This window comes from Microbacterium sp. PI-SA-G (assembly GCF_057215335.1).
The window spans coordinates 1,311,056-1,336,293 of record NZ_CM170103.1 but is presented as its reverse complement, the minus strand read 5'-3'; the positions used below and the strand labels follow the sequence as shown (position 1 = coordinate 1,336,293).

Annotated in this window: 21 protein-coding genes and 1 pseudogene; 15 read left to right on the top strand and 7 right to left on the bottom strand. The window is 69.8% G+C overall.

The features are described from left to right. Nucleotides 1-69: 69 nt before the first annotated feature. The 5 genes from AC2D10_RS06535 (at nt 70) to AC2D10_RS06515 (ending at nt 5,550) form a co-directional block, all read left to right on the top strand. A complete protein-coding gene (locus AC2D10_RS06535) occupies nt 70-600 on the top strand; it encodes a DUF3817 domain-containing protein (protein ID WP_484711206.1) in 531 nt (176 codons plus the stop codon). Then, entirely contained in the window at nt 597-2,183 is a 1,587-nt protein-coding gene (gene guaA / locus AC2D10_RS06530; RefSeq protein WP_484711205.1) for a glutamine-hydrolyzing GMP synthase, read from the top strand. The genes AC2D10_RS06535 and guaA overlap by 4 nt, the downstream gene beginning before the upstream one ends. A 3-nt stretch (nt 2,184-2,186) precedes the next feature. Further along, nucleotides 2,187-3,584, top strand: coding sequence for a glycosyltransferase (locus AC2D10_RS06525; RefSeq protein WP_484711204.1), 1,398 nt, complete (start codon nt 2,187-2,189; stop codon nt 3,582-3,584). Nucleotides 3,585-3,830: 246 nt separating this feature from the next. Then, the gene (locus tag AC2D10_RS06520; protein ID WP_484711202.1) at nt 3,831-4,256 is read left to right on the top strand and encodes a YciI family protein; all 426 of its coding nucleotides are present in this window, start codon (nt 3,831-3,833) and stop codon (nt 4,254-4,256) included. Nucleotide 4,257: 1 nt separating this feature from the next. Then, nucleotides 4,258-5,550 carry an RNA polymerase sigma factor gene (locus AC2D10_RS06515; RefSeq protein WP_484711201.1) on the top strand — a complete coding sequence of 431 codons (1,293 nt, stop codon included), beginning with the start codon at nt 4,258-4,260 and terminating at the stop codon, nt 5,548-5,550. 86 nt (nt 5,551-5,636) lie between these two features. Here AC2D10_RS06515 and AC2D10_RS06510 read toward each other — a convergent pair whose 3' ends face one another. Both AC2D10_RS06510 and AC2D10_RS06505 read right to left on the bottom strand, forming a co-directional pair. Continuing rightward, nucleotides 5,637-5,912 carry a GlsB/YeaQ/YmgE family stress response membrane protein gene (locus AC2D10_RS06510; protein WP_484711200.1) on the bottom strand — a complete coding sequence of 92 codons (276 nt, stop codon included), beginning with the start codon at nt 5,910-5,912 and terminating at the stop codon, nt 5,637-5,639. Between the two features lie 179 nt (nt 5,913-6,091). Next, the gene (locus AC2D10_RS06505) at nt 6,092-7,003 is read right to left on the bottom strand and encodes a Bax inhibitor-1/YccA family protein (RefSeq protein ID WP_484711199.1); all 912 of its coding nucleotides are present in this window, start codon (nt 7,001-7,003) and stop codon (nt 6,092-6,094) included. 88 nt (nt 7,004-7,091) lie between these two features. Between AC2D10_RS06505 and AC2D10_RS06500 the strand changes: the two genes are divergently transcribed. Beyond that, the gene (locus tag AC2D10_RS06500) at nt 7,092-8,078 is read left to right on the top strand and encodes a glycerophosphodiester phosphodiesterase family protein (protein WP_484711198.1); all 987 of its coding nucleotides are present in this window, start codon (nt 7,092-7,094) and stop codon (nt 8,076-8,078) included. A 34-nt stretch (nt 8,079-8,112) separates the two neighbouring features. Here AC2D10_RS06500 and AC2D10_RS06495 read toward each other — a convergent pair. Then, a pseudogene (locus AC2D10_RS06495) lies at nt 8,113-8,508 on the bottom strand (YccF domain-containing protein); the annotation flags it as partial. Between the two features lie 256 nt (nt 8,509-8,764). Here AC2D10_RS06495 and AC2D10_RS06490 point away from each other — a divergent pair. The 7 genes from AC2D10_RS06490 (at nt 8,765) to ligD (ending at nt 18,779) form a co-directional block, all read left to right on the top strand. Further along, complete coding sequence (locus AC2D10_RS06490; protein WP_484711197.1) at nt 8,765-9,772, top strand: ABC transporter ATP-binding protein; 1,008 nt, start codon at nt 8,765-8,767, stop codon at nt 9,770-9,772. Next, nucleotides 9,769-10,785 carry an ABC transporter permease gene (locus AC2D10_RS06485; RefSeq protein WP_484711196.1) on the top strand — a complete coding sequence of 339 codons (1,017 nt, stop codon included), beginning with the start codon at nt 9,769-9,771 and terminating at the stop codon, nt 10,783-10,785. The genes AC2D10_RS06490 and AC2D10_RS06485 overlap by 4 nt, the downstream gene beginning before the upstream one ends. 123 nt (nt 10,786-10,908) lie before the next feature. Then, on the top strand, nt 10,909-13,293 hold the full coding sequence (locus AC2D10_RS06480) for a lamin tail domain-containing protein (RefSeq protein ID WP_484711195.1): 2,385 nt from the start codon (nt 10,909-10,911) through the stop codon (nt 13,291-13,293). Continuing rightward, nucleotides 13,260-13,796 carry an LPXTG cell wall anchor domain-containing protein gene (locus AC2D10_RS06475; protein WP_484711194.1) on the top strand — a complete coding sequence of 179 codons (537 nt, stop codon included), beginning with the start codon at nt 13,260-13,262 and terminating at the stop codon, nt 13,794-13,796. Before AC2D10_RS06480 ends, AC2D10_RS06475 begins: the two co-directional genes overlap by 34 nt. Before the next feature lie 171 nt (nt 13,797-13,967). Then, on the top strand, nt 13,968-16,433 hold the full coding sequence (locus AC2D10_RS06470; protein ID WP_484711193.1) for an ATP-dependent helicase: 2,466 nt from the start codon (nt 13,968-13,970) through the stop codon (nt 16,431-16,433). Between the two features lie 41 nt (nt 16,434-16,474). Continuing rightward, a complete protein-coding gene (locus AC2D10_RS06465; RefSeq protein WP_484711192.1) occupies nt 16,475-17,662 on the top strand; it encodes an SseB family protein in 1,188 nt (395 codons plus the stop codon). A gap of 43 nt (nt 17,663-17,705) precedes the next feature. After that, nucleotides 17,706-18,779: a non-homologous end-joining DNA ligase gene (gene ligD / locus AC2D10_RS06460; protein WP_484711191.1), complete on the top strand. Its 1,074-nt coding sequence runs from the start codon at nt 17,706-17,708 to the stop codon at nt 18,777-18,779. 5 nt (nt 18,780-18,784) lie between these two features. Here the strand turns inward: ligD and AC2D10_RS06455 are convergent, their stop codons facing one another. Together AC2D10_RS06455 and AC2D10_RS06450 are read right to left on the bottom strand one after the other, a co-directional pair. Beyond that, nucleotides 18,785-19,828: an ATP-dependent DNA ligase gene (locus AC2D10_RS06455; protein WP_484711190.1), complete on the bottom strand. Its 1,044-nt coding sequence runs from the start codon at nt 19,826-19,828 to the stop codon at nt 18,785-18,787. 57 nt (nt 19,829-19,885) lie between these two features. Continuing rightward, nucleotides 19,886-21,337, bottom strand: coding sequence for a phytoene desaturase family protein (locus AC2D10_RS06450; protein WP_484711189.1), 1,452 nt, complete (start codon nt 21,335-21,337; stop codon nt 19,886-19,888). A gap of 70 nt (nt 21,338-21,407) precedes the next feature. Between AC2D10_RS06450 and AC2D10_RS06445 the strand changes: the two genes are divergently transcribed. After that, nucleotides 21,408-21,899 (top strand): hypothetical protein, encoded by a 492-nt coding sequence (locus AC2D10_RS06445; protein ID WP_484711188.1) that lies wholly within the window; start codon nt 21,408-21,410, stop codon nt 21,897-21,899. A 40-nt stretch (nt 21,900-21,939) separates the two neighbouring features. Here AC2D10_RS06445 and AC2D10_RS06440 read toward each other — a convergent pair whose 3' ends face one another. Next, nucleotides 21,940-23,175, bottom strand: coding sequence for an acyl-CoA dehydrogenase family protein (locus AC2D10_RS06440; protein ID WP_484711186.1), 1,236 nt, complete (start codon nt 23,173-23,175; stop codon nt 21,940-21,942). 104 nt (nt 23,176-23,279) lie between these two features. After that, nucleotides 23,280-23,942: a TetR/AcrR family transcriptional regulator gene (locus tag AC2D10_RS06435; protein ID WP_484711185.1), complete on the bottom strand. Its 663-nt coding sequence runs from the start codon at nt 23,940-23,942 to the stop codon at nt 23,280-23,282. Between the two features lie 119 nt (nt 23,943-24,061). On the opposite strand from AC2D10_RS06435, the gene sucC reads away from it, so the two are divergent. Beyond that, nucleotides 24,062-25,228 (top strand): ADP-forming succinate--CoA ligase subunit beta, encoded by a 1,167-nt coding sequence (sucC, locus tag AC2D10_RS06430; protein ID WP_484711184.1) that lies wholly within the window; start codon nt 24,062-24,064, stop codon nt 25,226-25,228. The last annotated feature ends 10 nt before the right edge of the window (nt 25,229-25,238 follow it).

Here is a 25,238-nt window from a genome sequence, read left to right as displayed (position 1 = left end):
GGTCAGGCTGACCAGACCAGACTCTCGCGGCTGAATATCGGCCCGCGGGCGGCGGCTAGACTGGGCCTCATGCCCGAACCGAAAGTCGCCAGCTTTCCGGCGATCCGTGGTGCGCTGAAGTTCTATCAGATCGCGTCGATCGTCACGGGAGTCATGCTGCTCCTGCTGCTCGCCGAGATGGTGCTGAAGTACACGCCGATCCATCTCGAGCTCTTCGCAGGGGGGTCGGGCGGTCCGCTCTGGTTCGCCGGTGTGCTCGCCGGAGCCGACTGCCAGTGGTGGTCGCTGTTCGCCCCGTGGAGCAATTCCTGCGAGATGACCTCGCTCGGCGACGGGCTCAACCTGTCGCTGTTCATCCTCGTCGCCCACGGCTGGTTCTATGTCGTCTACCTGTTCGCGTGCTTCCGCATGTGGAGCCTGATGCGGTGGCGGTTCCCGCGCTTCATCCTGCTCGCCCTCGGCGGTGTCATCCCGCTGCTGTCGTTCTTCATGGAGGCGATCGTCGCCCGTGAAGTGAAGACCTATCTCGCCACCCGAGAGGCCGCCGCGGCTGCCTCGACCGGCTCAGGGACCTCCGCGTCCAAGGAAGGTGTCCGTTGACCGAGCAGTCCGAGACCCAGCAGCGCCCCGCGCTCGTCGTCGACTTCGGCGCGCAGTACGCGCAGCTGATCGCCCGTCGTGTGCGTGAAGCTGGCGTGTACAGCGAGATCGTCCCTCACACCGCCACGGCGGCCGAGATCGCGGCCAAGAACCCGGTGGCGATCATCCTGTCGGGAGGACCGTCGTCGGTCTACGAAGAGGGAGCGCCGCGTCTCGACCCGGCCGTGTTCGACCTCGGAGTGCCCACGCTCGGCATCTGCTACGGATTCCAGTACATGGCGCAGACGCTCGGCGGCGAGGTCGCCCATACGGGTCTGCGCGAGTACGGCGCGACGGATGCCGTCATCTCGGGTGACGGCGGCACGCTGCTTGGCGGCCAGCCCGCCGCGCAGAACGTGTGGATGAGCCACGGCGACCAGGTCGCGAAGGCACCCGAGGGCTTCGACGTCCTCGCCACCACCGAGGCCACCAAGGTCGCGGCCTTCGCGAACGAGGAGCGCGGCTTCTACGGCGTGCAGTGGCACCCCGAGGTGAAGCATTCCGACCACGGCCAGCGCGTGCTCGAGAACTTCCTGCACAAGGGTGCGGGCCTCGCATCCGACTGGAACAGCGACAACGTGATCGCCGAGCAGATCGAGCGCATCCGTGAGCAGGTCGGCGACGCGCGGGTGATCTCCGCGCTCTCGGGCGGCGTCGACTCCGCGGTCTCGACCGCACTTGTGCACAAGGCCATCGGCGATCAGCTGACCGCCGTCTTCGTCGACCACGGGCTCCTCCGCAAGGGCGAGCGCGAGCAGGTCGAGAACGACTACGTCGAGTCCACCGGCGTGCGTCTGATCACAGTCGATGCGGCCGACACCTTCCTCGGCCACCTGAAGGGTGTGACCGACCCCGAGGAGAAGCGCAAGATCATCGGTCGCGAGTTCATCCGCGCCTTCGAGAAGGTGCAACTCGACCTGGTCGCCGAGGCGAAGGCCTCGGGCGGCGCTCCGGTGAAGTTCCTCGTGCAGGGCACGCTCTACCCCGACGTCGTCGAGTCCGGTGGCGGAGCGGGCACCGCGAACATCAAGTCGCACCACAACGTCGGCGGTCTTCCCGACGACCTGGACTTCGAGCTGATCGAGCCGCTGCGCGCGCTGTTCAAGGACGAGGTCCGGGCGATCGGTCGTGAGCTCGGCATCCCCGAGGCCATCGTCGGCCGCCAGCCGTTCCCAGGACCCGGCCTCGGCATCCGCATCATCGGCGAAGTGACGGCCGACCGTCTCGAGATCCTGCGCGAGGCCGACGCCATCGCGCGCGAGGAACTCACGAAGGCCGGTCTCGACCAGGAGATCTGGCAGTGCCCGGTCGTGCTGCTCGCCGACGTGCGCTCGGTCGGCGTGCAGGGCGACGGTCGCACCTACGGCCACCCGATCGTGCTGCGCCCGGTGTCGAGTGAAGACGCGATGACCGCGGACTGGACCCGTCTGCCGTACGACGTGCTGTCGAAGATCTCGAACCGCATCACGAACGGTGTGCGCGACGTCAACCGCGTCGTGCTCGACGTGACCTCGAAGCCGCCGGGAACCATCGAGTGGGAGTGACGGGTGTCGGAGTCCGCTGACGTGCAGACCGCCGTCCTGCCGGATGCCGAGTACCTGGTGCTGTCGAGCCGGTTGATCCCAGGTCTCGACGGCGGGTACACGATCGCGACGCTCGCACGCGCCCGTCAGCTCGCTGCAGCGGGTGTGGCCGGTGGTGCGGGCCCGCAGTTGCTGACGTTCGATCCGGGAACCTCCGACGCGCACGCCGAGCACCGGTCGACCTTCGCCGCGCGCGGCGCTCTGGCCGACCCCACGCGACTGCGCAATCTCTTCGATGAGGCGCGGGGCGGCGAGGGCGGTGCGGCCGGCTGGCTGCGCGACGCCGCCGACCCCGGGCTCTCGGCGCAGGACGGCATCGAGTACCGCACGATCATGGATGCCGCGGGCAGACCGTTCGTCGCGCTGCCGGTGATCGCGGGCGACCCGGACTGGCATCTCAGCACCGCGACGGTGTTGGTCCTCGACGCCGACGGCACGTCGGTCGGCGGGGTCGCCGGGTTCGGCGGTCTCTACCGGGCCTGGCTCGAGCACATCGCCGCGGGTCTGGGGGAGCGGCCCATCGTGGTGCTGTGCGAGTCCCGGCAACTCGGCGAATTGATCGTGGACTGGACCGATCCCCGCGTGCGGATCCTGCATACGATCCACACCATCCACCTCGAGGCGCCGTACACGGCCGACGCTCCCATGAACGGACTGTGGACGCGCTGGCTCTCCCTGGCCGACCGCTTCGACGCCGTGATCTGGCCGACCGCGACCCAGCGTGACGACGTGGTGGCGCGTTTCGGCGCCGCGACGCAGCATGCGGTGGTGCCGAACCCGATCCCCGCGGTCGCCCGTCGCGACGATCTGCGCGAGCCCGGACTCGTGGTCGTGCTCGGACGACTCGCGCCCGGCAAGCGGGTCGACCATGCGATCCGCGCCTTCCTCGACGCGGACGTGCCCGGCACGCGGATGGAGATCTGGGGCGGCGGACCCGAGCACGATGCGCTCGCGGCCCTGATCGCCGAACTCGGCGCGGGCGATCGGGTGGTGCTCGCGGGGTACACCGATGACCCCGGACGCGTCCTCGACCGGGCTGCGGTCGTGCTCACGGCGACCGCCTTCGAGGGACAGCCGCTGTCGATCGTCGAGGCGCTGCTGCACGGCGCTCCGGTGATCGCGTACGACGCCCGCTACGGCATCCGCGACGTTCTCGCACAGGGCGGCGGCGTGCTCGTGCCCTACGGCGACGTCGATGCGCTGGGTCAGGCGCTGCGGCGGGTGCTCAGCGACGACGACCTGCGCGCCCGGCTGAGCGCCGAGGCGCCCGAGGTCGCCGCGTCGTGGAGCCCTGAGCGCTCGCTCGCCGCTCTCACCGCGGTCATCGCCGACGCCGTCACACGCCCCTCCCGCCGCGCCTGAGCGCCGCGCCCCCGGCATCCCCCCCCCCCCCGGCATCCCGCCCCCGGCATCCCGCCCCCGGCATCCCGCGTCCTCCCGGTTCCGGTCGCACTTCGTGCCGTCGGCGACCCCGGGAAGCGACATGAACTGCGACCGGAACCCGGCCGCCGCGAAAAAAAGTTCTCGGGGATGTCGATCTGCGGGATTCCCGTTCGACGTCTTCAGTGAGAGGGTCGATACACGACTCCACCGAACAAGGAGAACACCATGAAGTACATGCTCATCATGCGCTCGACCGACGAGGCCGTCGAGGCGTACAAGGACATGCCGTTCGAGCAGGTCATCGAGGCGATGGGAAAGTACAACGAGTCCATGATGAAGGCGGGCGTGCTGGCCGCCGGCGAAGGCCTGACCGACGCGGCGGAGGGATTCGTCGTCGACTTCAGCGCGGAAACACCGCTGATCACCGACGGCCCCTACGGCGAGACGAAGGAGCTGTTCAACGGCTTCTGGATCCTCGAGGTCTCGAGCCGCGAAGAGGCGGCGGAGTGGGCCAGCCGTGCCCCGCTCGGTAAGGGCTCGTTCCTCGAGGTGCGCCGGGTGACCGACGCCTCGGACTTCCCCTCCGACAACGAGTGGGTCGAGAAGGAAGAGGGCTGGCGCGACGAGCAGGCCCAGCGCGCCCAGCAGTGACATGACCCGAGCGATCGATGGTCGCGAGACGGCGCGTTCCGCTCCCTCTGCGGGAGCCACGGAGCGCGCCGTCGCCGCGGTCTGGCGCATCGAATCAGCCCGCATCGTCGGTGCCCTCACCCGCAGGGTCGGCGACTTCGGGCTCGCCGAGGATCTCGCGCAGGAGGCACTGGTGGATGCGCTGCGGCAGTGGCCGCTCCAGGGGATCCCGCGCAATCCGGCCGCCTGGCTCACCGCCGTCGCGCAGCGCAAGGCGGTCGACGGATGGCGGCGCCGTGAGCGGATGGATGAGCGCATCGCCGTGCTCGCCCACGATCTCGAGCGCGAGCAGGCCGAGGCCCCGGATGCCCCGTGGGACCCGGATGCGGTCGACGACGACGTGCTGCGGCTCATCTTCATCTCGTGCCACCCGGTGCTCTCGCGCGAGGCCCAGGTCGCGCTCACCCTTCGCGTCGTCGGGGGACTGTCGAGCGAGCAGATCGCCCGTGCGTTCCTGGTGCCGACGGCGACGGTGCAGCAGCGCATCGTCCGCGCCAAGAAGACCCTGTCAGCGGCGAACGTGCCCTTCGAGGTGCCGCCGCGCGAGGAGCACGCGGCCCGGCTCGGCGCCATCCTGGGTGTTCTCTACCTGATCTTCAACGAGGGTCATGCCGCCAGCAGCGGGAGCGACTGGATGCGCCCTGAGCTCGGTGTCGAGGCGATCCGACTCGCGCGCGTTCTGGTGGCTCTCACGCCGAAGGAGCCGGAGGCGCACGGCCTTCTGGCGCTGCTGGAACTCACGGCCGCACGCTTTCCGTCTCGCACCGACGCGCAGGGGGAGCCCGTGCTGCTCGCCGATCAGGATCGCCGTCGCTGGGAGCGCAGTCGCATCACGCGGGGCCGGGCCGCCCTCGCACGCGCCGACGCGCTCGGACGCGGTCGCGGTCCGTACAGCCTGCAGGCGGCGATCGCGGAGTGCCATGCGGTCGCCGCGTCGGTCGACGAGACGGACTGGGAGCGGATCGTGCTGCTCTACGAGGCGCTGGGACGCATCGCGCCCTCACCCGTCGTGGAGCTGAACCGCGCGGCCGCCGTGGCGATGGCGACGGGCCCGGCATCTGCCCTGCGCATCATCGATCAGCTCGCGGCATCCGGGGTGTTGCGCGGGTACCACCTGCTTCCGGCCACCCGGGCGGAGCTGCTTCGACGCCTGGGGCGTGAAGACGAGGCCCGCAGCGAGTTCGCGGTGGCGGCGGGCCTGGCGGGCAACGACCGGGAGCGCCTGCTGCTCGAGCGCAAGGCGCACGGGGAATGACACAGCGCACAGGGAACGAAGAAGAGCCCGCCCTCTTCGGTCAGCGTGGCTGACGAAGAGGGCGGGCTCTGAAGACGCGTGATGCGTCAGCTACGGGCGCGGTTGCCCTTGCGTCCGACGATCAGGCCGTAGATCAGCAGCACGATGATCGAGCCGCCGATGGCGAGGAGCCAGGTGCCGAGGTCCCAGAACTCGGTGAGCGGGCGGTTCAGGATCAACGATCCGAGCCAGCCACCGAGGAGGGCACCGACCACGCCGAGCAGGAGCGTGATGAACCATCCGCCACCCTGCTTGCCGGGGAGGATGAGCTTGGCGATGGCACCGGCGATCAGGCCGAGAAGAAGGAATCCGAGGAAACTCATGGTCTGCTCCTTACTTGCTGTGTAGGACTCCCGGGATGCCGGGAGTTCGGTTCCCTACTATGCACCGACCGAGAACTTCGTGCATCCCCTTGCGCGGAGTGTCGGGATATGAGAAGAGGCTCGCCTCCCCGAAGGGAGACGAGCCTCGTGTCACACCCCGACCATGTCGAGGGTCGTGATCAGTTGTTGCCGCGGACGATCGCGATCAGTCGCAGGATCTCGACGTACAGCCAGACGACCGTGACCATGATGCCGAAGGCACCGAGCCAGCCGTACTGACGGGGAGCGCCGTTGCGCACACCCTGCTGGATCTGGTCGAAGTCGAGCACCAGCGAGTACGCGGCCATGATGACCACGAGCACACCGATGATCAGTCCGAGCGGGATGCCCATGATGGTCGCGCTGTACAGACCGAAGGCCTGGCCGGCGGGGAGGATGCCCGTCCACATGAGGACCAGGTTCAGCAGCGAGAAGACCAGGTAGCCGCCCATGGCGATCATGAAGACCTTGGTGGCCTTGCGCGATGCGCGGATCTTTCCGCTGGCGAAGAGCGCCAGGGTCACACCGACGACCGCGACGGTCGCGAGGGTGGCCTGCATGACGATGCCGGGCCACATGACCTCGAAGAATGCCGAGATACCGCCGATGAACAGACCCTCGAACGCGGCATACGCGAAGATCAGTGCGGGGCGCACCTTCTTGCGCGACGTGAAGGTGATGACCATCGCGAGGACGAAGCCGGCGAGAGCGCCGACGATCATCGGCATCATCGTGACGCCCTGGGTCGGGTCGAGGCGCGTGCCGCCGAGCGTCCACACCCAGCCGACGACGGCGGTGACGAGAAGGATGGCGAACAGGCCGGCCGTCTTCCACACCGTGTCCTCGACCGACATGCGGTCGGTCTCGATCGAGCCGGCGGGAGGAGCGGCGTACATGCCCTCCAGGCGTGCGGTGGCGGCGGCGTCCATCGTCCCGTGCTGGATGGAGGCGGCCTGCGCACCCTGAGCAGCCTGGGGTCCGCCCGGGTAGGTCGCGACGTTCCGCGGATCCTGCTGCTTGAACGCCGGGTTGTTGAATGCGAAATTGCTCATGGTGGGCCTCACTCCGAAGGGGGTCATAGGTCGCTTGATATAAAGATACCCGCGTGGCTGCGTCAGAGGGGTGTTCTACGCTGAGAGCGTGCCCAGGAAATCGCCGCTCGTCATCGGACACCGGGGTGCTCCCGGCTATCGCCCCGAGCACAGCCGCTCCTCGTACGAGCTGGCGTTCGCGATGGGCGTCGACGCCGTCGAGCCCGACATCGTGGCCACCAAGGACGGCGTGCTGGTGGTGCGCCACGAGAACGAGATCTCGGGCACGACCGATGTGGCCGAGCATCCGGAGTTCGCCGACCGCAAGACCACCAAGCGAGTCGACGGCGAGGCGCTGACCGGCTGGTTCACCGAGGACTTCACCTGGACCGAGCTTTCGGTGCTGCGCGGACGCGAGCGGCTCCCGGCGGTGCGGGCCGGGAGTGCGAGCTTCGACGGCGCCCGGGGCATCCTGCGGCTGACGGACCTGCTCGAGCTGGTGCGCGCGGGGTCGGTCGAGCACGGGCGCGAGATCGGCGTCGTGCTCGAGGTCAAGCACGCCACCTACTTCGCCGGGATCGGTCTCGACCTGGTGCCGCTGATCGCGCGGGATCTGCGCGCGACCGGCTGGGCCGACGGACAGCTGCCCCTGATCGTCGAGTCGTTCGAATCGACCGTGCTGTCGCAGTTGCAGGCGACCGCCATCGCGGCGACCTACATCTACCTCATCGAGGCGTCGGGCCGCCCGTTCGATCTGTTGTCGGCCCACGGCAAGCGCGCGCGCACGTACAAGGCGACCGTGAAGCCCGACGGGCTCGACGAGCTGGTCGGCCGCGTCGACGGCATCAGCGTGAGCAAGAAGATGCTGCTCGCAGGGGGCAACACGATCGTGCCCGACGCGCACGCCCGCGGCCTGCAGGTGTTCACCTGGACGTGCCGGCCCGAGAACACGTTCCTCGACCCGGAGTTCCGCGGGCCGGGCGGTGCCGCGGCCTACGGCGACTATGAGGCCGAGTGGGCGGTCATCCGCGCGAGCGGTGTCGACGGGGTGTTCGTGGATCACCCGGACCTCGGCGTGGAGTTCTTCCGCCGCTGAGCCGGTCGTGGTGCGGCCCGGCCGGCAGGCGTGACAGGGTGCGGTCGAAGGCGCCCCGACGCGTGGAGACGATGTCCTTGCCGAGAGGGGCGAGCGAGACCGGCACCATCTTGAAGTCGGCGATGCCCATCGGGATGCCGATGATCGTGATGCACAGCGCGAGGCCCGAGATGATGTGTCCGATCGCCAGCCACCAGCCCGCGAGGATCACCCACAGCACGTTGCCGAGGAACGAGCCGACGCCGGCAGTCGGACGACTCACGACCTCACGTCCGAACGGCCAGATGGCGTAGCGCGCGATGCGGAACGAGGCGATCGCCCACGGGATCGTGACGATCGGGATGCACAGCAGTACGCCGGCCAGCACGTAGCCGAGGAACAGGGCCCAGCCCGCGAGGATGACCCAGATGATGTTGAGGAGCGTGCGCATGACGCGATTGTCTCATCCGGGGGTGGGAACGGGCCGGGCGTGGCCCGCGGGGGACGCGAATGGTCGCTTCGTGCGGTGGGATGCGGCCACACGCGTCCCCTGCGCGGGGGAGCGCGGGGGAGAGGGGTCGCGAGTGGCCGCTTCGGCGCGGGGGAGTAGGCCATTCGCGCCCCCCTCCGGCCGCGAAGGGCGCGGCGGGCTGGACATCCGCCGCGAGGTCCACGGGTTCGCGAGGAGGGGATGCCAGACTGACCGCATGAGTGGAATCGTCGTGGATGCCGTCAGCCGGTCGTTCGGATCCGTGCAGGCGGTGCGCGCGGCGACACTCCGTGCCGATGCCGGCCGCGTCACCGGTCTCATCGGCCCGAACGGTGCGGGCAAGACCACACTGCTGCTGATGCTCGCCTCGCTGCTGGCACCCGACTCCGGCAGCATCCGCATCGGTGACGTCGATCCCGCCGAAGACACGCTCGCCGCCCGTCGGATGCTGGGCTGGATGCCCGATGCGCTCGGAGCCTGGCCCTCGCTGACCGCTCGCGAGACGGTCGTCACCACGGCCCGGCTGTATGGGATCTCTCCGACGGATGCCGCGGCCCGCGCCGTCGAGCTCCTCGCCCTCGTCGAGCTGACCGAGCTCGCCGACTCCCCGGCGCGGGTGCTGTCGCGCGGCCAGAAGCAGAAGCTGGGGCTGGCCCGCGCACTCGTGCACGACCCGCAGGTGCTGCTGCTCGACGAGCCGGCATCCGGCCTCGACCCCGAAGCCCGTGTGCAGCTGCGGGTGCTGCTGCGTCGGCTCGCCGCCGAGGGACGCACGATCCTGATCTCGAGCCACATCCTCTCCGAGCTGGAAGAGGTCGTCGACGACGCGGTGTTCATGGTCGCGGGCAGCGTGGTCGACGCCGCGCCCGCCCAGGCGAGTGTGCGGGCGTGGCGGCTGCGGCTCGCGGGCGCGACCACCGAGCGTGCGAACGCCGACGCGTGGCAGGTGGCCACCGCGCTCGGCGTGAGTCCTGACGCGCTGGGCGCTGATCGCGGCGCCCTGCTGATCGGCATGCAGAACGAGGATGCCGCGGTGCACGCGCTGCGTCGACTGATCGAGGCGGGGCTGGCCGTGTCGGAGTTCGCACCGGCGCAGAGCGCCCTCGAGCACACCTTCCTCAACCTGCGCCAGCACGCCACGGTCCCGGCGCCGCCACCCCCGGCAGTCGCACCACCGTCCGCCCCGCCGCCCGCCCCGCAGAACCCCACGGAGGCAGGCGCATGAGCATCTCGCACATCACCACGATCGCTCGACTCGAGCTGACCCAGCGCCTGCGCAGCGTCGGGTGGTACGTGCTGGTCGGCGTCTTCGTGGTCATCCTGCTGGCGGTGACGGTGCTGGCCTTCCTCGTCTACTCCTGGGGCGACGCCGTCGGCGCGGGGGTCTACTCCATCGTCGTCAACATGGTGCTGCTGCTGGTCGTGCTGGTGTCACCGACGCTGAGCGGCAACGCGATCAACGGCGATCGGGATGCCGCGACCCTCGCGGCGATCCAGGTCACGGCGGCCACGACCGGCGACATCATGATCGGCAAGCTCCTCGCGGCGATCACGACCGGCGGGGCGTTCCTCCTGGTCGCGCTCCCGTTCCTCGCCCTGTCGCTGCTGGGCGGCGGGGCCGACGCGCTCGTGCTGCTGGTCTCGCTCCTCGTGCTCGCGGCCGAGATCGTGATCGTGGCGACGATCGGCGTCGGGCTGAGCGGCGTCATCGCGCGTCCGCTGTTCTCGGTCGCCGCGACCTACCTGGTCGTGGCCGCACTGGTGATCGGCACGCTGATCGCCTTCGGCCTGGGCGGGCTCGCGGTGCGCAGCGAGGCGACGAACTACAGCCGCCCCTACGACTCCGCCGGCAACGTGGACTGCGAGAGCTGGCAGACCTACACCTACGAGGTGCCCCGCTACGACTACGTGTGGTGGGCGCTCGCCGCGAACCCGTTCGTGGTGCTCGCCGACGCGACCCCCACCGAGTTCTCGAAGGACGAGTATCCGGTCGACCTGTTCGGCCAGATCAAGCTCGGTGTCCGCAGTGCGCAGCAGCCGCCGATCGAGCAGCGGTGGGACGAGTGCGCGGTGGGGGCGATGGGTCCCACCCCGCGTGAGGTGATCGATTCGACCGTGCCCAGCTGGTTCGTCGGACTCGGGGTGCAGATCGTGATCGCGGGCGGGCTCTTCGCGGGCGCCTGGGCACGCACCCGGACGCCCGCGCGTCGTCTGCCTCCGGGCACACGCATCGCCTGAGTGCGGTGTGCCGAGCGCAACGGCAACCGCGCGTTCACCCGGCGTCCACCGAGGAGTCGTGGCGCCGTCATCCGTGATCGATGGTCTGGACGGGTACCCGTCCCGAACCCGATCAGGAGCTCCATGTCCCGCCTGCATCGCGGGGTCTCGGTCACGGTGGTCTGCGCTCTCAGCGCTGCCGCCCTGCTCGCCGCCCCCGCCGCCGCCACCGGTGCCACTCCCGGCCCCCGCACCACCGAGGTCGAGACGCCGCTCGCGGCATCCGCACTCGTCCTCAATGAGATCGTCTACGACGACGCGCAGACGGGTCTGGCCGACCAGGTCGAGCTCTACAACGCCGGCACCGAGGCGGTGTCGCTCGACGGCTGGAAGATCTCCGACGACAAGCGCGACGTCTTCGGCGCCGCGCCCGCCGGCACGACCCTGGCACCCGGCGCGTTCCTGGTGCTGGAGAAGGATGTCGACTTCGACTTCGGGCTTGGCAAGGGCGACGAGGTCGTGCTCTACGACCCGACCGGCGCCGTCATCGACTCATACGCCTACGCCAACACGGCTCCGCTGGCGGTCTGGGCGCGCTGCCCCGACGGCACCGGGGAGTGGGCGCATGCCACCGCCGCCACCCCGGGAGCGGCGAACGACTGCTCCGTCGCACCGGTCGACGGCTCGATCCTGATCAACGAGGTCGACTCGCAGCCCGCCGACTGGGTGGAGTTCTACAACCCGGGCACCGCCGCCTTCGACATCTCGGGCTACGAGATCCGCGACAATTCCGACGACCACCGGTGGCAGTTCCTGCCCGGCACGACCATCGCCGCGGGGGAGTACCTGCTCGTCGAGGAGGGCTCGATCGGCCTGGTGGCCGGCGTCGAGACCGCGTTCCGTGATCCGATCGGGATCGGCAGCACTGACCGTATCCGCCTGTTCGACACCACCGGTGCACTGGTGGACGACACGAAGCCGTGGTCTGCGCACGCCGCGATCGGCGCAGACCTCGCTGCTGCGACGTTCGCGCGCTGCCCCGACGGCGTCGGCGAGTTCATGCTCGCCTACACGACCCCCGGTGCCACCAACTCCTGCGTTCTGCCCCCGGTCGTCATCAACGAGATCGAGTCGAACGGCGACGCCACCGACTGGGTCGAGGTGCTGAACACCGGCAGCGCGGCCGTCGACCTGTCGGGCTGGACGCTGATGGACAGCGACCCCAACAGCCACGCGAACGAGACCACGCCGCTGCCCGCCGGCACGATGCTGGAGCCCGGCGCGTACTTCGTCTTCGACCAGCCGACGAACTTCGTCTTCGGGCTCGGCAACGGCGACACGGTCACGATTCGCGACGCCAACGGCAACACGGTCGCCGAACACGTCTACACGGCTCACGCCGCGGGAGTCCTGGCGCGCTGCGCCGACGGCACCGGAGACTTCGTCGACATCGAGGTCTCGACCAAGGGCATGCGCAACGCGTGCGGCAACCCCGTGCGCATCAACGAGGTCGAGTCCGACGGCGGATCGCCCGACGACTGGGTCGAGCTCGTGAACCCGACCTCGGGCACGCTCGACGTCGCGGGCGTCGTGGTGAAGGACGACGACGACAGCCACGCCTACACGATCCCCGCCGGCACGACGATCGCCGCGGGCGCCCACCTCGTCATCGAGCGCGAGGCCCTCGGCTTCGGACTCGGCGGCGCAGACGTGGTGCGGCTGTTCGACGGCGACCTGCTCGTCGACGAGACCTCCTGGGGCGAGGGCCACGCGGCCACCACCTGGGGACGCTGCCCCGACACGACCGGTCCCTTCGCGGTGACGGCCGAGTCGACCAAGGGCGCGCCGAACGTGTGCGCAGGCGAGATCGCGGTCACCCCGTGGCCCGGCTCCGCCGAGGTGCGCGTGCTCGACGACGCGCCGATGTTCCTCGAGGACAGCTCGGGACTCGACGTGCAGGAGACCGCCGACGGCGCCGTGCTGTGGGCCGTCGACAACGGCGAGGGTCGCATCTGGAAGCTGGATGCCGAGGCCGACGGCTCGGTCGAGAAGATCGAGGGCTGGGAGGACGGCAAGCGCGTCCGGTTCCAGAAGGATGCCGGAAACCCGGATGCCGCGGGCCCCGACACCGAGGGCATCACGGTCGACGGCGACGGCTTCGTGTACGTCGCCTCGGAGCGGGACAACAGCGACAAGGGCGTGAACCAGAACGTGGTCCTGAAGGTCGACCCCGACTCGGCTGCGGGCGACCTGATCGCCGCCGAGGAGTGGGACCTGACCGCGCTGCTGCCCGCCGTGGGCGCGAACCTCGGCATGGAGGCCGTGCAGTGGGTGCCGGACTCGGCGCTCGCCGGAGCGCTGTTCGACGACAACACCGGCGCGGCCTCGAATCCGCGTCGTACGCGGGACACGGTGACGGGCTGTTCTTCGTCGCAGTCGAGGACAACGGTCACGTCTACGCCTTCGCCCTCGCGGCCGACGGCGCAGCGACGCTCGTGTCGGAGATCGAGCCCGGACTCGGCGGAGTGATGGCGCTGGACTACGACAGCGTGCGCAACGTGCTGTGGGCGGTGTGCGACGACGGCTGCCACGGCGAGTCGGCCGAGATCACCCTCAACGGAACCGCGCAGCCCGGCCTCGCGCACCACGCGCGGCCGGCGGGCATGCCTGACATCAACAACGAGGGCTTCGCCACGGCGCCGGCCTCGCTCTCGGTCGACGGCCAGCGGCCCGTGTGGTGGTTCGCCGACGGCTTCCCCTCGCAGTCGCTGCGGGTCGGGACGCTCCCGGGCGTCGAGACCCCGGGAGGCGGCGGCGACACCCCGCCGGTCACCGGCGATGACGGCGGCAACGGGGGCGGCGACGGAGACGGCAACGGTAGCGGCAGCGGCGGTGACGGCGGCGGCAGCGGAGCAGACGGCGATCTCGCCACGACCGGTGCCGAGCTGCCGGTGGCAGCGGTGGCGCTCGCGCTGATGCTGCTGATCGCCGGAGGGCTGATCGTCGGCCGTCGCCGACGCCACAGCGCCTGACCTCAGGCAGCACGCCCACCACGGGGCGGACGGAGCAGGTCTCCGTCCGCCCCGTCGTTCGTGTTCCCGAGGCTGCGTGTGCCCGGGCGACGGTGACACCAGGGGCTCCGCGCCGCGGTGTCAGGGCCTCCGTGCCGCGGTGTCGGTACCGCCGCCTAGACTCGAAGAGCCATGACCGAAGCTCCCCTCATCGTCTCCGGAACCGCCGGCCCCCAGGGTCAGGACGACCTCCTCGCCGGCCTCAATCCGCAGCAGCTCGAAGCCGTCACCTACCGCGGCCCCGCGCTGCTCATCGTCGCGGGCGCAGGCTCCGGCAAGACGAGTGTGCTGACCCGCCGCATCGCCTCGCTGCTGCGCAAGCGTGAGGCGTGGCCCAGCCAGATCCTCGCCATCACCTTCACCAACAAGGCCGCGGGTGAGATGCGCGAGCGCGTCGCCGGCCTCGTCGGCGACGTGGCGCGCGGTATGTGGATCTCGACGTTCCACTCGGCGTGCGTGCGCATCCTGCGGCGCGAGGCCGAGCACTTCGGCTTCACCAAGACCTTCACGATCTACGACTCCGGTGACTCCCGGGCGCTCATCAAGCGCCTCGTCAAAGAGCACGAGGCCGACGCCTACGGTCTGACGCCGGCGTCGGTGCAGGGGCGCATCTCGAAGCTCAAGAACGAGCTGTCGGATGCCGAGTCGTACGCGCGAGACGCCAACATGTCCGACCCCGCCGAACGGGTCTTCGTCGAGGTCTTCGCCGACTACCAGCGCCGGCTGCGGCGGGCGAACGCCTTCGACTTCGACGATCTGATCGGGCAGACCGTCTATCTGTTCCGCGCGTTCCCGCAGGTGGCCGACACCTACCGGCGCCGCTTCCGTCACATCCTCGTCGACGAGTATCAGGACACGAACCACGCGCAGTACGCCCTCATCCACGAACTCACGCGTCCCGTCTCCGGCTCGTCCGGGTCCGCCCCGGAACCATATGCCTCCAACGGCATGATGATCTTCGAGCCCGACCCGGCGCCCTCCGAGCACGACGACACCTCCGGGGCCTCGCTCACCGTGGTCGGCGACTCGGACCAGTCGATCTACGCGTTCCGAGGCGCAGACATCCGCAACATCAGCGAGTTCGAGCGCGACTTCCCGGGAGCGCGGGTGGTGCTGCTCGAGCAGAACTACCGCTCCACGCAGAACATCCTCTCGGCAGCGAACGCCGTGATCGGCAACAACTTCGACCGCAAGGACAAGAAGCTCTGGAGCGACCGGGGCGACGGCGACCGCATCGTCGGCTTCACGGGCTACTCGCAGCACGACGAGGCGCAGTTCGTCGCCGACGAGATCGAGGCGCTCCACCGCGCCGGCATGCCATACTCCGAGATGGCGGTCTTCTACCGCACCAACTCGCAGTCGCGTGCCCTGGAAGAGATCTTCATCCGCTCGGCCGTGCCGTACAAGATCATGGGCGGCACCAAGTTCTACGAGCGTGCCGAGATCAAGGACGCCCTGGCGTATCTGGTCGCGGTCGCGAACCCCGCCGACGAGATGTCGGTCCGCCGCATCCTGAACAAGCCGCGTCGCGGAATCGGGGATGTGACAGAGACGGCGATCGCCCGCTTCGCCGAGGAGCACGACATCAGCTTCCGCGATGCGCTGGCGAATTCGTCGCAGTTGGGCTTCGGGCCCAAGATCCAGGGCGCGATCGCGCAGCTCGACGCGGTGCTGGTCGAGGCGACCGCGATCCTGCTGCCGCCCTCGGGTGAGCTCCCGCCTCCCACCTCGGTCGCCGAGGGGTTGAGCCTGCTGCTGTCGAAGAGCGGCTACCTCGACGCACTGCGCGCCAGCCGCGATCCGCAGGACGAGGCCCGGGTCGAGAACCTCGACGAGTTCGTCGCCGTGACGCGCGACTTCGCACGGAACAATCCCGAGGGCACGATCGTCGACTTCCTCACCGAGGTCACGCTCGTCTCCGACGCCGACGACCTCGACGACGAGTCGGGCAGCGTCTCGCTGATGACCATGCACACCGCCAAGGGGCTCGAATACGATGCGGTCTTCGTCACCGGCGTCGAGGAAGACCTCATCCCGCACCGCATCTCGGCGGGGGAGCCCGGCGGCCCGCAGGAGGAGCGTCGGCTGTTCTACGTCGGCATCACCCGTGCGCGCAAGCGGCTGCACCTGTCTCTCGCGATGACCAGAGCGCAGTTCGGCGAGGTGACCGTCGCGATGCCCAGTCGCTTCCTGCAGGAGATCCCCGCGGCGCTGATCGACTGGAAGCAGTCTCCCGGCGACGTCAACTCCCGCGGCGGCATGCAGTCACGCGCGCTCAACGCCCGGCGTTCGGGCGGTTTCGGCGGGTCCGGCTCCGGCTCCGGCGATCGTTTCGGCGTCAAGCCGCTGTCGGGCAGCGACTCGCTGCGGCCGCTGTCGACGGCGATGGACAAGTTCCCCAACCGGGTCACCGCCAAGATGCGCGACAACGGCGATCTCGAGCTGACCGCCGGCGATCGCATCCGTCACTCCGACTTCGGGGAGGGCCGCGTCGACGCTGTGACGGGCGAGGGTGCCAAGCGCATCGCGCACGTGCGCTTCGACTCCGCCGGGCAGAAGAAGCTCCTGATCAAGGTCGCTCCGATCGAGAAGATCTAGACCGCGTCGCAGCGCTGCCGCAGCGGGTTAGGCTGGCAGATATGGCCCTCTTCTCCCGCCGCAAGAAGTCCGTCGACGATGCTGTCGCCTCCGGCGCCGACGCCCCCGAGACCGACCAGACAGCCACGTCGCCGGCCGCATCTGCAGAGCCCGACTCCTCAGAGCCGGAGGTCGCGGCTCCCACCATCGGCATCTCGGTGCAGGCGTTCCGCGGAGTCGGCGCTGCCGCCGGTCCCGAGGTCTCGCTTCCCGATCCGGCGGATCAAAGTGCGCAGGCGTCGGCATCGTCGATGAGCACGCCGCCGGCCGCCGCGCCGCCCGTGAGCGCGTCGACTGTGACAGCCCCACCGCGACCGCCGCAGTCCGCCGCCGCGGCGGAACCCGACGAGCGTCGCCTGCCGCTGGCACCGGTGCTGCCGCCCGAGCAGACCGAGACCGTGACGGGCATGAAGGACAACGTCCTGCTGCGGGAGTCGCTGAAGCAGATCGAAGCCGGTGCGACGAACGAGCAGCTGCTCGGCGTGATGCGTCAGGCGCTGCAGGGACATCTGTACATCCGGGTCACCGGCGACGCCCGCGCGCAGATCAGCGAGGGCAAGCCACTGTCGGTGGCCGTGGTGCGTGACGGCGAGCGTCAGTTCATGCTCGCGTTCAGCTCGGCGGGCGCCGTGCGCGATTCCGTGAAGCTCGAGGCCGATCCGACGCAGACCTCCGCGGTCGCACAGCCTGTCACCTCGGTGCTGCAGCAGGTCGTGTCCGGAGACTTCGCCGGGCTCATCGTCGACAACGCCTCGGCTCCGCACCGTGTGGTCTTCCCCACGGAGCTGCTCGAGAAGACCCTCGAGCAGGCCGACGTGAACATGACCGTCAAGTCGCTGGTCGCAGCGCCCCGCGCGCAGGACACGATGAAGAAGGTCGGCGAGGCGCTCGCGACCACGCGCATGTGGGTCGCCGTGAACGACGGCGGCGGCGGGGGACCGGTCGGCATCGCCGAGGCGCAGACCACCGACGGCAAGCGATTCCTGCAGCTGTTCTCGCACCCGCTCGAGGTGATCGCGCTCGGTCGCGGCGACCGTCCGCTGCCGTTCGCGCCCGAGCAGCTCGCGAAGGTGCTCTCCAGCCACGCCGAGATGGCGGGCGTGATCGTCGACTCCGCGGGGCCGTCGATCGTGCTGGACCGCGAGGCGCTCGCGCCGGTGCTCGTGCTGGCGGTCGACCTCGGCGACTGAGCCGGGGGTTCCGTACGCAACGGTCGCGCTCTAGGGTCGGATCATGGCCTCAGAACGTGTGACCGTGACCGTCGCCGACTCCGACGGGGAGCGCGATGTCGCCCTCTCCAGCCCCAACCGCGTGGTGTGGCCGGACGTCGGCATCACCAAAGCTGAACTGGCGGAGTACGTGCAGATCGTCTCGACGCCCTTCCTCGCCGCGAACGGCAACCGGCCCGTCTCGCTCGAGCGATTCCGCGACGGGGTCGGATCCGCCGACGGCCCCCGGGCCGAGGCCTTCTTCTCGAAGAACCCGCCGAAGGGCACGCCGGACTTCGTCGATGCGGTGACCGTGACGTACAACAGCGGCCGTCAGCATCCGCAGATCGTGCTGAACCGGGCGAGCGCGATCGTGTGGGCGGTGCAGATGAACGCGATCGTGTTCCACCCGTGGGCGTCGCTGGCGACCGACTCCGACAACCCGGTCGAGTTGCGCATCGACCTCGACCCGCAACCCGGCACGGACTTCGCCGACGCGGTCGTCGCCGCGCACGCGCTGCGCGAGGTGCTGCGCGAGGCGGGGCTCGAGGCGTTCGCGAAGACCAGTGGCAACCGCGGCCTGCACATCTTCGCGCCGATCGAGCCGACCCACGAGTTCCTCGACGTGCGGCACGCCGTGATCGCCGCCGGGCGAGAGCTCGAACGTCGCATGCCCGAGCAGGTCACGATGAACTGGTGGAAGGAGGAGCGCGGAGAGCGCATCTTCGTCGACTTCAATCAGGCGAACCGCGACCGCACCATGGCGGGCGCGTACAGCCCGCGCGCTCTGCCGACCGCGACGGTGTCGACCCCTGTGCACTGGGAGGAGCTCGACGGCCTCGAGCCGCATGGGTTCACCGTGCGCAGCATCCCCCAGCGACTCGCCGACGTGGGCGACCCATGGGCCCAGATGCAGGCGGCACCCGGACGCATCGACACACTGCTCTCGTGGTGGGAGCGTGACGTCGCCGACGGTCTGGGCGAGCTGTCGTTCCCGCCGGAGTTCCCCAAGATGCCGGGGGAGCCGCCGCGGGTGCAGCCGAGCAAGAAGGTGGCTGCGCACTGGGATGCCGACGGCAACCCCGTCGACGAGGACTGAGTCGGTCAGCCGATCACGTCGGCCAGGTCGTAGCCGGCGACGGTGTCGAGCTGGCCGTACGTGCACGAGCGCGCCTCACGGTCGGGGCGCCACCGGTCGAACTGCACGGTGTGCCGGAACCGCGCGCCCTCGAGCTGGTCGTAGCGGACCTCGAGCACGAGCTCGGGGCGCAGCCGCACGAAGGAGACGTCCTTCGAGCTGCTGAATCGCGACCGCTCGCCTTCGCCGGTCACCGCATCGCCGGCGTCGTCGCGCTCGACCAGCGGCTCGAGCTCCCGCACCAGCTCCTGCCGGCGCACATCGCTCCAGGCGGCGACTCCGCCCACCTGGCGCAGGGTGCCGTCGTCGTCGTACAGACCCACCAGCAGCGAGCCCACGCCGGAGCCCGACTTGTGCACGCGATACCCGAGAGCGACGACATCGGCGGTGCGTGCGTGCTTGACCTTGATCAGCGTGCGCTTGCCCGGCGCGTACGTCTGAGCGAGCGGCTTGGCGACGACACCGTCGAGACCCGCGCCCTCGAACTCGGCGAGCCAGCGCACGGCCGCCTCGCGATCACGGGTCGTGCGGGTGATGTGCAGCGGATGCCCGACACCCGCCATCAGGCGTTCGAGGCGTGAGCGCCGCGTCTCGAACGGGACGGCCAGGAGATCATCGTCGCCCTCGGCGAGCAGATCGAACGCGATGAACATCGCCGGCGTCTCGGCCGCGAGCTTCGCCACACGCGACGCCGCCGGGTGGATGCGCTGACTCAGCGCCTCCCAGTCCAGTCGCTGCGCTCCCTCGGGCCCCGTGGCCACGACGATCTCGCCGTCGAGCAGACACGGACCGGGCAGCAGCTCCGGCACCGCGTCGACGAGCTCGGGGAAGTACCGGGTGAGGGGCTTCGCCCCGCGGGAGCCGATCTCGACGGTCTCGCCGTCCCACGAGATGAGCCCGCGGAAGCCGTCCCATTTCGGCTCGTACAGCAGTCCGCCGGGGGTCTTCGCGGGGTCGGGCACGGTGGCGGCGGCCTTCGCGAGCATCGGCGCCGGAATCTCGTAGGACATGCACCCATCCTGGCCGCGCTCCCGGACGAGCGGAAGGGCCGCGCGCCGTCGTCGGGCTCAGCGGAACAGCTCGGCCAGCGTGGCCGGTGTCCCCGCGTCGGCGAGAGCGGTGCGGGCGGCGTACCAGCCGGCCATGCCGTGCACCGCGGGACCCGGCGGGGTCGATGCCGATGCGAGATACACCCCGCGCATCGGGGTGCGCCAGGGCGCGGGCGAGACCACCGGGCGCTTCACGGCCTGACGCAGATCGAACACGCCGCCCGAGATGTCGCCGCCGAGCTCGGTGGGGTTCAGCGCCTCGCGCGCCGAGGCGGGCACGGCGTGATGCGCCAGGATGAGGTCGCGGAAGCCGGGGGCGAACCGCTCGACCTGCTTCGTGATCAGTTCGGTCGGATCGAGGTCCGACCCGTTCGGCACGTGGATGTACGCCCACAGCACGGCCTTGCCCTCGGGCGCCCGCGTCTGATCGAACACCGACGGCTGCACGGCCAGCACGTACGGGCGCTCGCTCACACGTCCTTCGGCGACGGCGTTCTCACTCGCCCAGACCTCGGCCTTGGTGCCGCCGAGATGCACCGTTGCGGCATCGCGCACGTGCTCGTTGGCCCAGGGGATCGGTCCGTCGAGCGCGAAGTCGACCTTCGCTGCGCCGGGTCCATAGCGGTAGGCCTGGATCTTCTGCACGTAGCCGGCCGGAGCATCCGGATGGGTGGTCGCCAGACGGGGCGTGGTGTTCAGCACCAGCAGGTCGCCGCGGGCGGGGTCGCCCCAGTCGAGATCGGCGAGGTCCGTCACGTGGGTTCCGGATTCGATGGTGCCGCCGTGCGCTTCGAGGTCGGCGATCAGTGCGTCGGCGATGCGCTGCGTGCCCCCGACCGGGTATGGCCAGCCGCGCGCGTGTCCGAGAGCGGCGAGGAGCAGTCCGGCTGCCGCGCCCGCGAGCGTCGGCTGCGGGGTGTTGGCGTGCGCCGTGACCCCCGACATCAGCGCGGCGGCGCGGTCCGTGCGGAATGCGCGGCTCGCGAGAGCGGTTCCCTGGTCGAGCATGCGGGTGGCGTAGCGGATCGCGGTGATCGGATCGCGGGGGATGCGCAGCACCTGGTTGCCCGTGAAATCCGAGACCCCCTCGATGTGCGTGCTGAGCGGACGCAGCCGCGCGAGCCAGGCGGAGCCGTCGACCCCGAGGTGCTCTGCGGTGCGCTCGATGTCGCGCCAGGCGATCCCGGCATCACCGCCGTCGAGCGGGTGCGCGTACGAGATCTCGGGGTGGATCCACTCGAGCTTCTCCATCATCCCGAAGGCCTGGAAGAAGGGTGAGGCCGCGCCGGCCGGGTGCACCGCCGAGCAGACGTCGTGCAGGAAGCCCGGCAGCGTGGATTCGACGGTCCGCGTGCCGCCGCCGATCGTCTCGGCCGCCTCGAGCACGCGCACCTCGTAGCCCGCGCGCGCGAGCGCGACAGCTGCAGAGAGCCCGTTCGGACCGGAGCCGATGATCGTCGCCCGTGCCATGGGGCAAGTCTTGCACGCTCTCCGCGAAGAGTGGTCGAATCGCTGCTCCGAACGTGCGATCCTGGAGGAGATGAAAGAAGTACAGGGGCCGACCCCCGCAGGCACCTCCCGTCCGTACCGTTCGCTCGCCGAAGCGCTTCGCGCGCACCGCATCGATCCGTCCAACCACGCGTTCATCGCGTCGATCGTCGACGCCGTCGGCATCAGCTCGTTCATCGACCGAGGCCGCTACATCGAGGCGATCCGCCTCGGTGAGGGTGCTGCCCTGCACATCGGTCGCACGTACACGAACGGGTTCACCGAGGACGAGCGGCTCGTCGTCGGCTCCGCCCCGCTGCGCCTGCAGCCGAGTGAGGGGCGCGCGCCGTACTTCTACGTGAGCCACCCGAGCGAGTTCATCCCGCTCGCACCGGCACGCGCGGCCAAGCGTTCGACCACGCCGCGCGCGGCATCGTCGCCCCGCGCGGAGCGTCCGTCGAAGCCTGTCGAGGATCGCGACTACGGCGTCTGCGACGTCTGCTTCATGGTGAAGACCCCGGCCGGCGGCTGCGGCTGCGACTGACCGCCCCGCTCGAGCGATGGGCCTGAGCGGGACGACCGACTCAGACGAACGCGCTCATCCCGGTGATGTCGCGTCCGAGCAGCAGCGCCTGCACGCTCTCGGTGCCCTCGTAGGTGTGGATCGCCTCGATGTCGGCGAGGTGCTGCATGACGCCGTTCTCGAGCAGGATGCCGTTGCCGCCGAGCAGGTCGCGGGCCGTCGAGGCGACGCGGCGGGCCGCACGCGTGTTGTGGAACTTCGCCAGCGACGCCTGTGTGGCGCGCAGCTCGCCGGCGTTCTCGAGGTCGGCCAGGCGGCGGCAGTAGAGCTGCATCGCGGTGACGTCCTCGAGCATGTGGGTGAGGCGCTCCTGGACCATCTGGAACTTCGCCAGCGGTTTGCCGAACTGCACACGCTGAGTCGCGTAGGCCAGCGCCGCCTCGTAGCAGGCGATCGCGTGGCCGAGGGCTGACCACGCGACACCGGAGCGGGTGGCGTACAGCACGATCGACGCGTCCTTGAAGCTGTGGGTGCCCGGGAGCACCGCGTCGAGCGGCACCCGCACGTCGTCGAGCACGATGTGCGCCTGGTGGATCGCCCGCAGCGACGCCTTGCCGCGGATGACCGTGCCGGTGTACCCGGGGGTGTCCTGCTCGACGAGGAAGCAGCGGACGGCGCCGTGCTCTTCGGCGCTCTCGTCGTCGACGCGTGCCCAGACGAAGGTGATGCCGCCGGAGGCGCCGTTGCCGATCCACTTCTTGGTTCCGCGCAGCACCCAGCTGTCGCCGTCGCGTCGAGCGGACGTCTCGAGTGAGACCGAGTCGGAGCCGTGGTCGGGTTCCGTCAGGGCGAACGAGCCCAGCACCGAGGCATTCGCCAGCGGGGCCAGCCAGCGCTCCTGCTGTGCGGGTGAGCCGAAGAGGGCCAGTGTGCGCAGGGCCAGGCCACCCTGCACCGCGAGGATCGTGCCCAGCGAGCCGTCTCCGCGCGAGATCTCCATGTTCACCAGGCCGGCGGCCAGCGGCGACAGACGCGTGAGGTCGGGGTGGTCGATGCCGTCGACGACGAGGTCCATCTCGCCCATGCGGCGAGCGGCGTCGAGCGGGTACTCCGCGCGGTCCCATGCATCGGCCATCTGCGGGGCGACCTCGTCGACGTACGCCTTCGCGCGGTCCCAGGCGGCGCGGTCGGCATCAGGAATGTCGGCGAACACCGCGTAATAGTCGCTGTCCTGACGTGCGGTGATGTCGTACGAGGCGACGCGCTCGCCGGGGAAGGGAAGATCTTCGCTGCTCATGGTGCTCCTTCGATGACACCAAGTATCGTACGCTCCGATACTCGGTTCCACCACATCGGGTACGCCGATGCGACGCGGCCCCAGGGACCGGATCGAGCGCGGGCTCAGTCGAGCGTCGTGCGCAGGCGCCGGGTGACCTCGGCGATCGGCATCGACCGCGGGAAGACGGCGACCACCATGTCATCCGGGGCGCTCTGCGTCGTCTCGGCCTGCACGCCGTAGCGGCGGCGCACGTCGCCGAGCGCCGTCTGCAGCGTCGACAGCGGCACCTTCTTCGTGCCGCGCAGCAGCTGACGCAGCACGTGATTGTGCACGGCGGTCACGAGCGCGGCGAACGAGACGGCGTCCAGCGGATCGACGCCGGGCAGCGCCCCACGCAGGTACTCGTCGAACAGGCGCTCGTACCGGAACACCGTGATGATCTCGCGTTCGCGCAGCACCGGCACCTCGCGCACGATCTGGTAGCGACGCCGCGCGAGCTCGGGGTCGTGTGCGAAGTGCGAGAAGACGGATTCGGATGCCGCGCACACGGCGCCCCAGGGGTCGTCATGGCCCTCGGCGAGGAACTCCCGCAGGCGCTGCAGCAGGGCCTCGTGATCGGCGAACACCACGTCCTCCTTGCCGCCGAACTGGCGGAAGAAGGTCGACCTCGATACGCCGGCCGCTTTCGCGATCTGCTCGACCGAGGTCTGGTCGAACCCCTGCGCGGCGAAGAGCTCGAGCGCGGCGGCGACGACGCCGGTGCGCAGTTCTGCGGATTCGTGCATGGGCGAAAGCCTAGACCTCCGGCAGAAGGAGCGGTGATGCCGAGGTAGTAGGCTTTGAGACTGGTCGATGTCTCGACATCGAGAGAATTACCAGACAGCAGCCCAGTGAAGGAACCACAGTGGATCTGTACGAGTACCAGGCACGAGACGTTTTCGAAAAGTACGGAGTGCCGGTTCTCGCCGGCATCGTCGCCGACACCCCTGAGGAGGTGAAGGCAGCCGCGGAGAAGATCGGCGGCGTCGTCGTGGTCAAGGCTCAGGTCAAGACCGGTGGTCGTGGCAAGGCAGGCGGCGTCAAGGTCGCGAAGACCCCCGACGAGGCATACGAGGCCGCGAAGGCGATCCTCGGTCTCGACATCAAGGGCCACATCGTCAAGCGCGTCATGGTCGCCCAGGGCGCCCGCATCGCCGAGGAGTTCTACTTCTCGGTCCTGCTCGACCGCGCGAACCGCTCCTACCTCTCCCTCTGCTCCGTCGAGGGCGGCATGGAGATCGAGCAGCTCGCCGTCGAGAAGCCCGAGGCGCTCGCCCGCATCGAGGTCAACCCGCTGACGGGTATCGACAAGGAGAAGGCCGTCGAGATCGCTCGCGCGGCGAACTTCCCCGAGGACCTCATCGAGAAGGTCTCCGATGTCTTCGTCAAGCTCTACGACGTCTACAAGGGCGAGGACGCGACGCTGGTCGAGGTCAACCCGCTGGTCCGCACCGAAGACGGCGACATCATCGCCCTCGACGGCAAGGTCACGCTCGACGAGAACGCCTCCGAGATCCGTCACCCCGAGCACGAGGCGCTCGAGGACAAGGACGCCGCCGACCCCCTCGAGGCGAAGGCGAAGCAGTCCGGACTCAACTACGTGAAGCTCGACGGTCAGGTCGGCATCATCGGCAACGGCGCAGGACTGGTCATGTCGACGCTCGACGTCGTCGCGTACGCCGGTGAGGCACACGGCGGCGTGAAGCCCGCGAACTTCCTCGACATCGGCGGCGGCGCCTCGGCAGAGGTCATGGCCGCAGGCCTCGACGTCATCCTCGGCGACCCGCAGGTCAAGAGCGTCTTCGTCAACGTCTTCGGCGGCATCACCGCGTGCGACGCCGTCGCCAACGGCATCAAGGGCGCTCTCGAGACGCTGGGTGCCACGGCATCGAAGCCGCTCGTCGTCCGTCTCGACGGAAACCGCGTCGACGAGGGTCGCGCGATCCTCGCCGAGTACGCGCACCCGCTCGTCACCCTGGCCGGAACCATGGACGAGGGCGCCGACAAGGCCGCCGAGCTCGCCAACGCCTGACCCGGCGCTG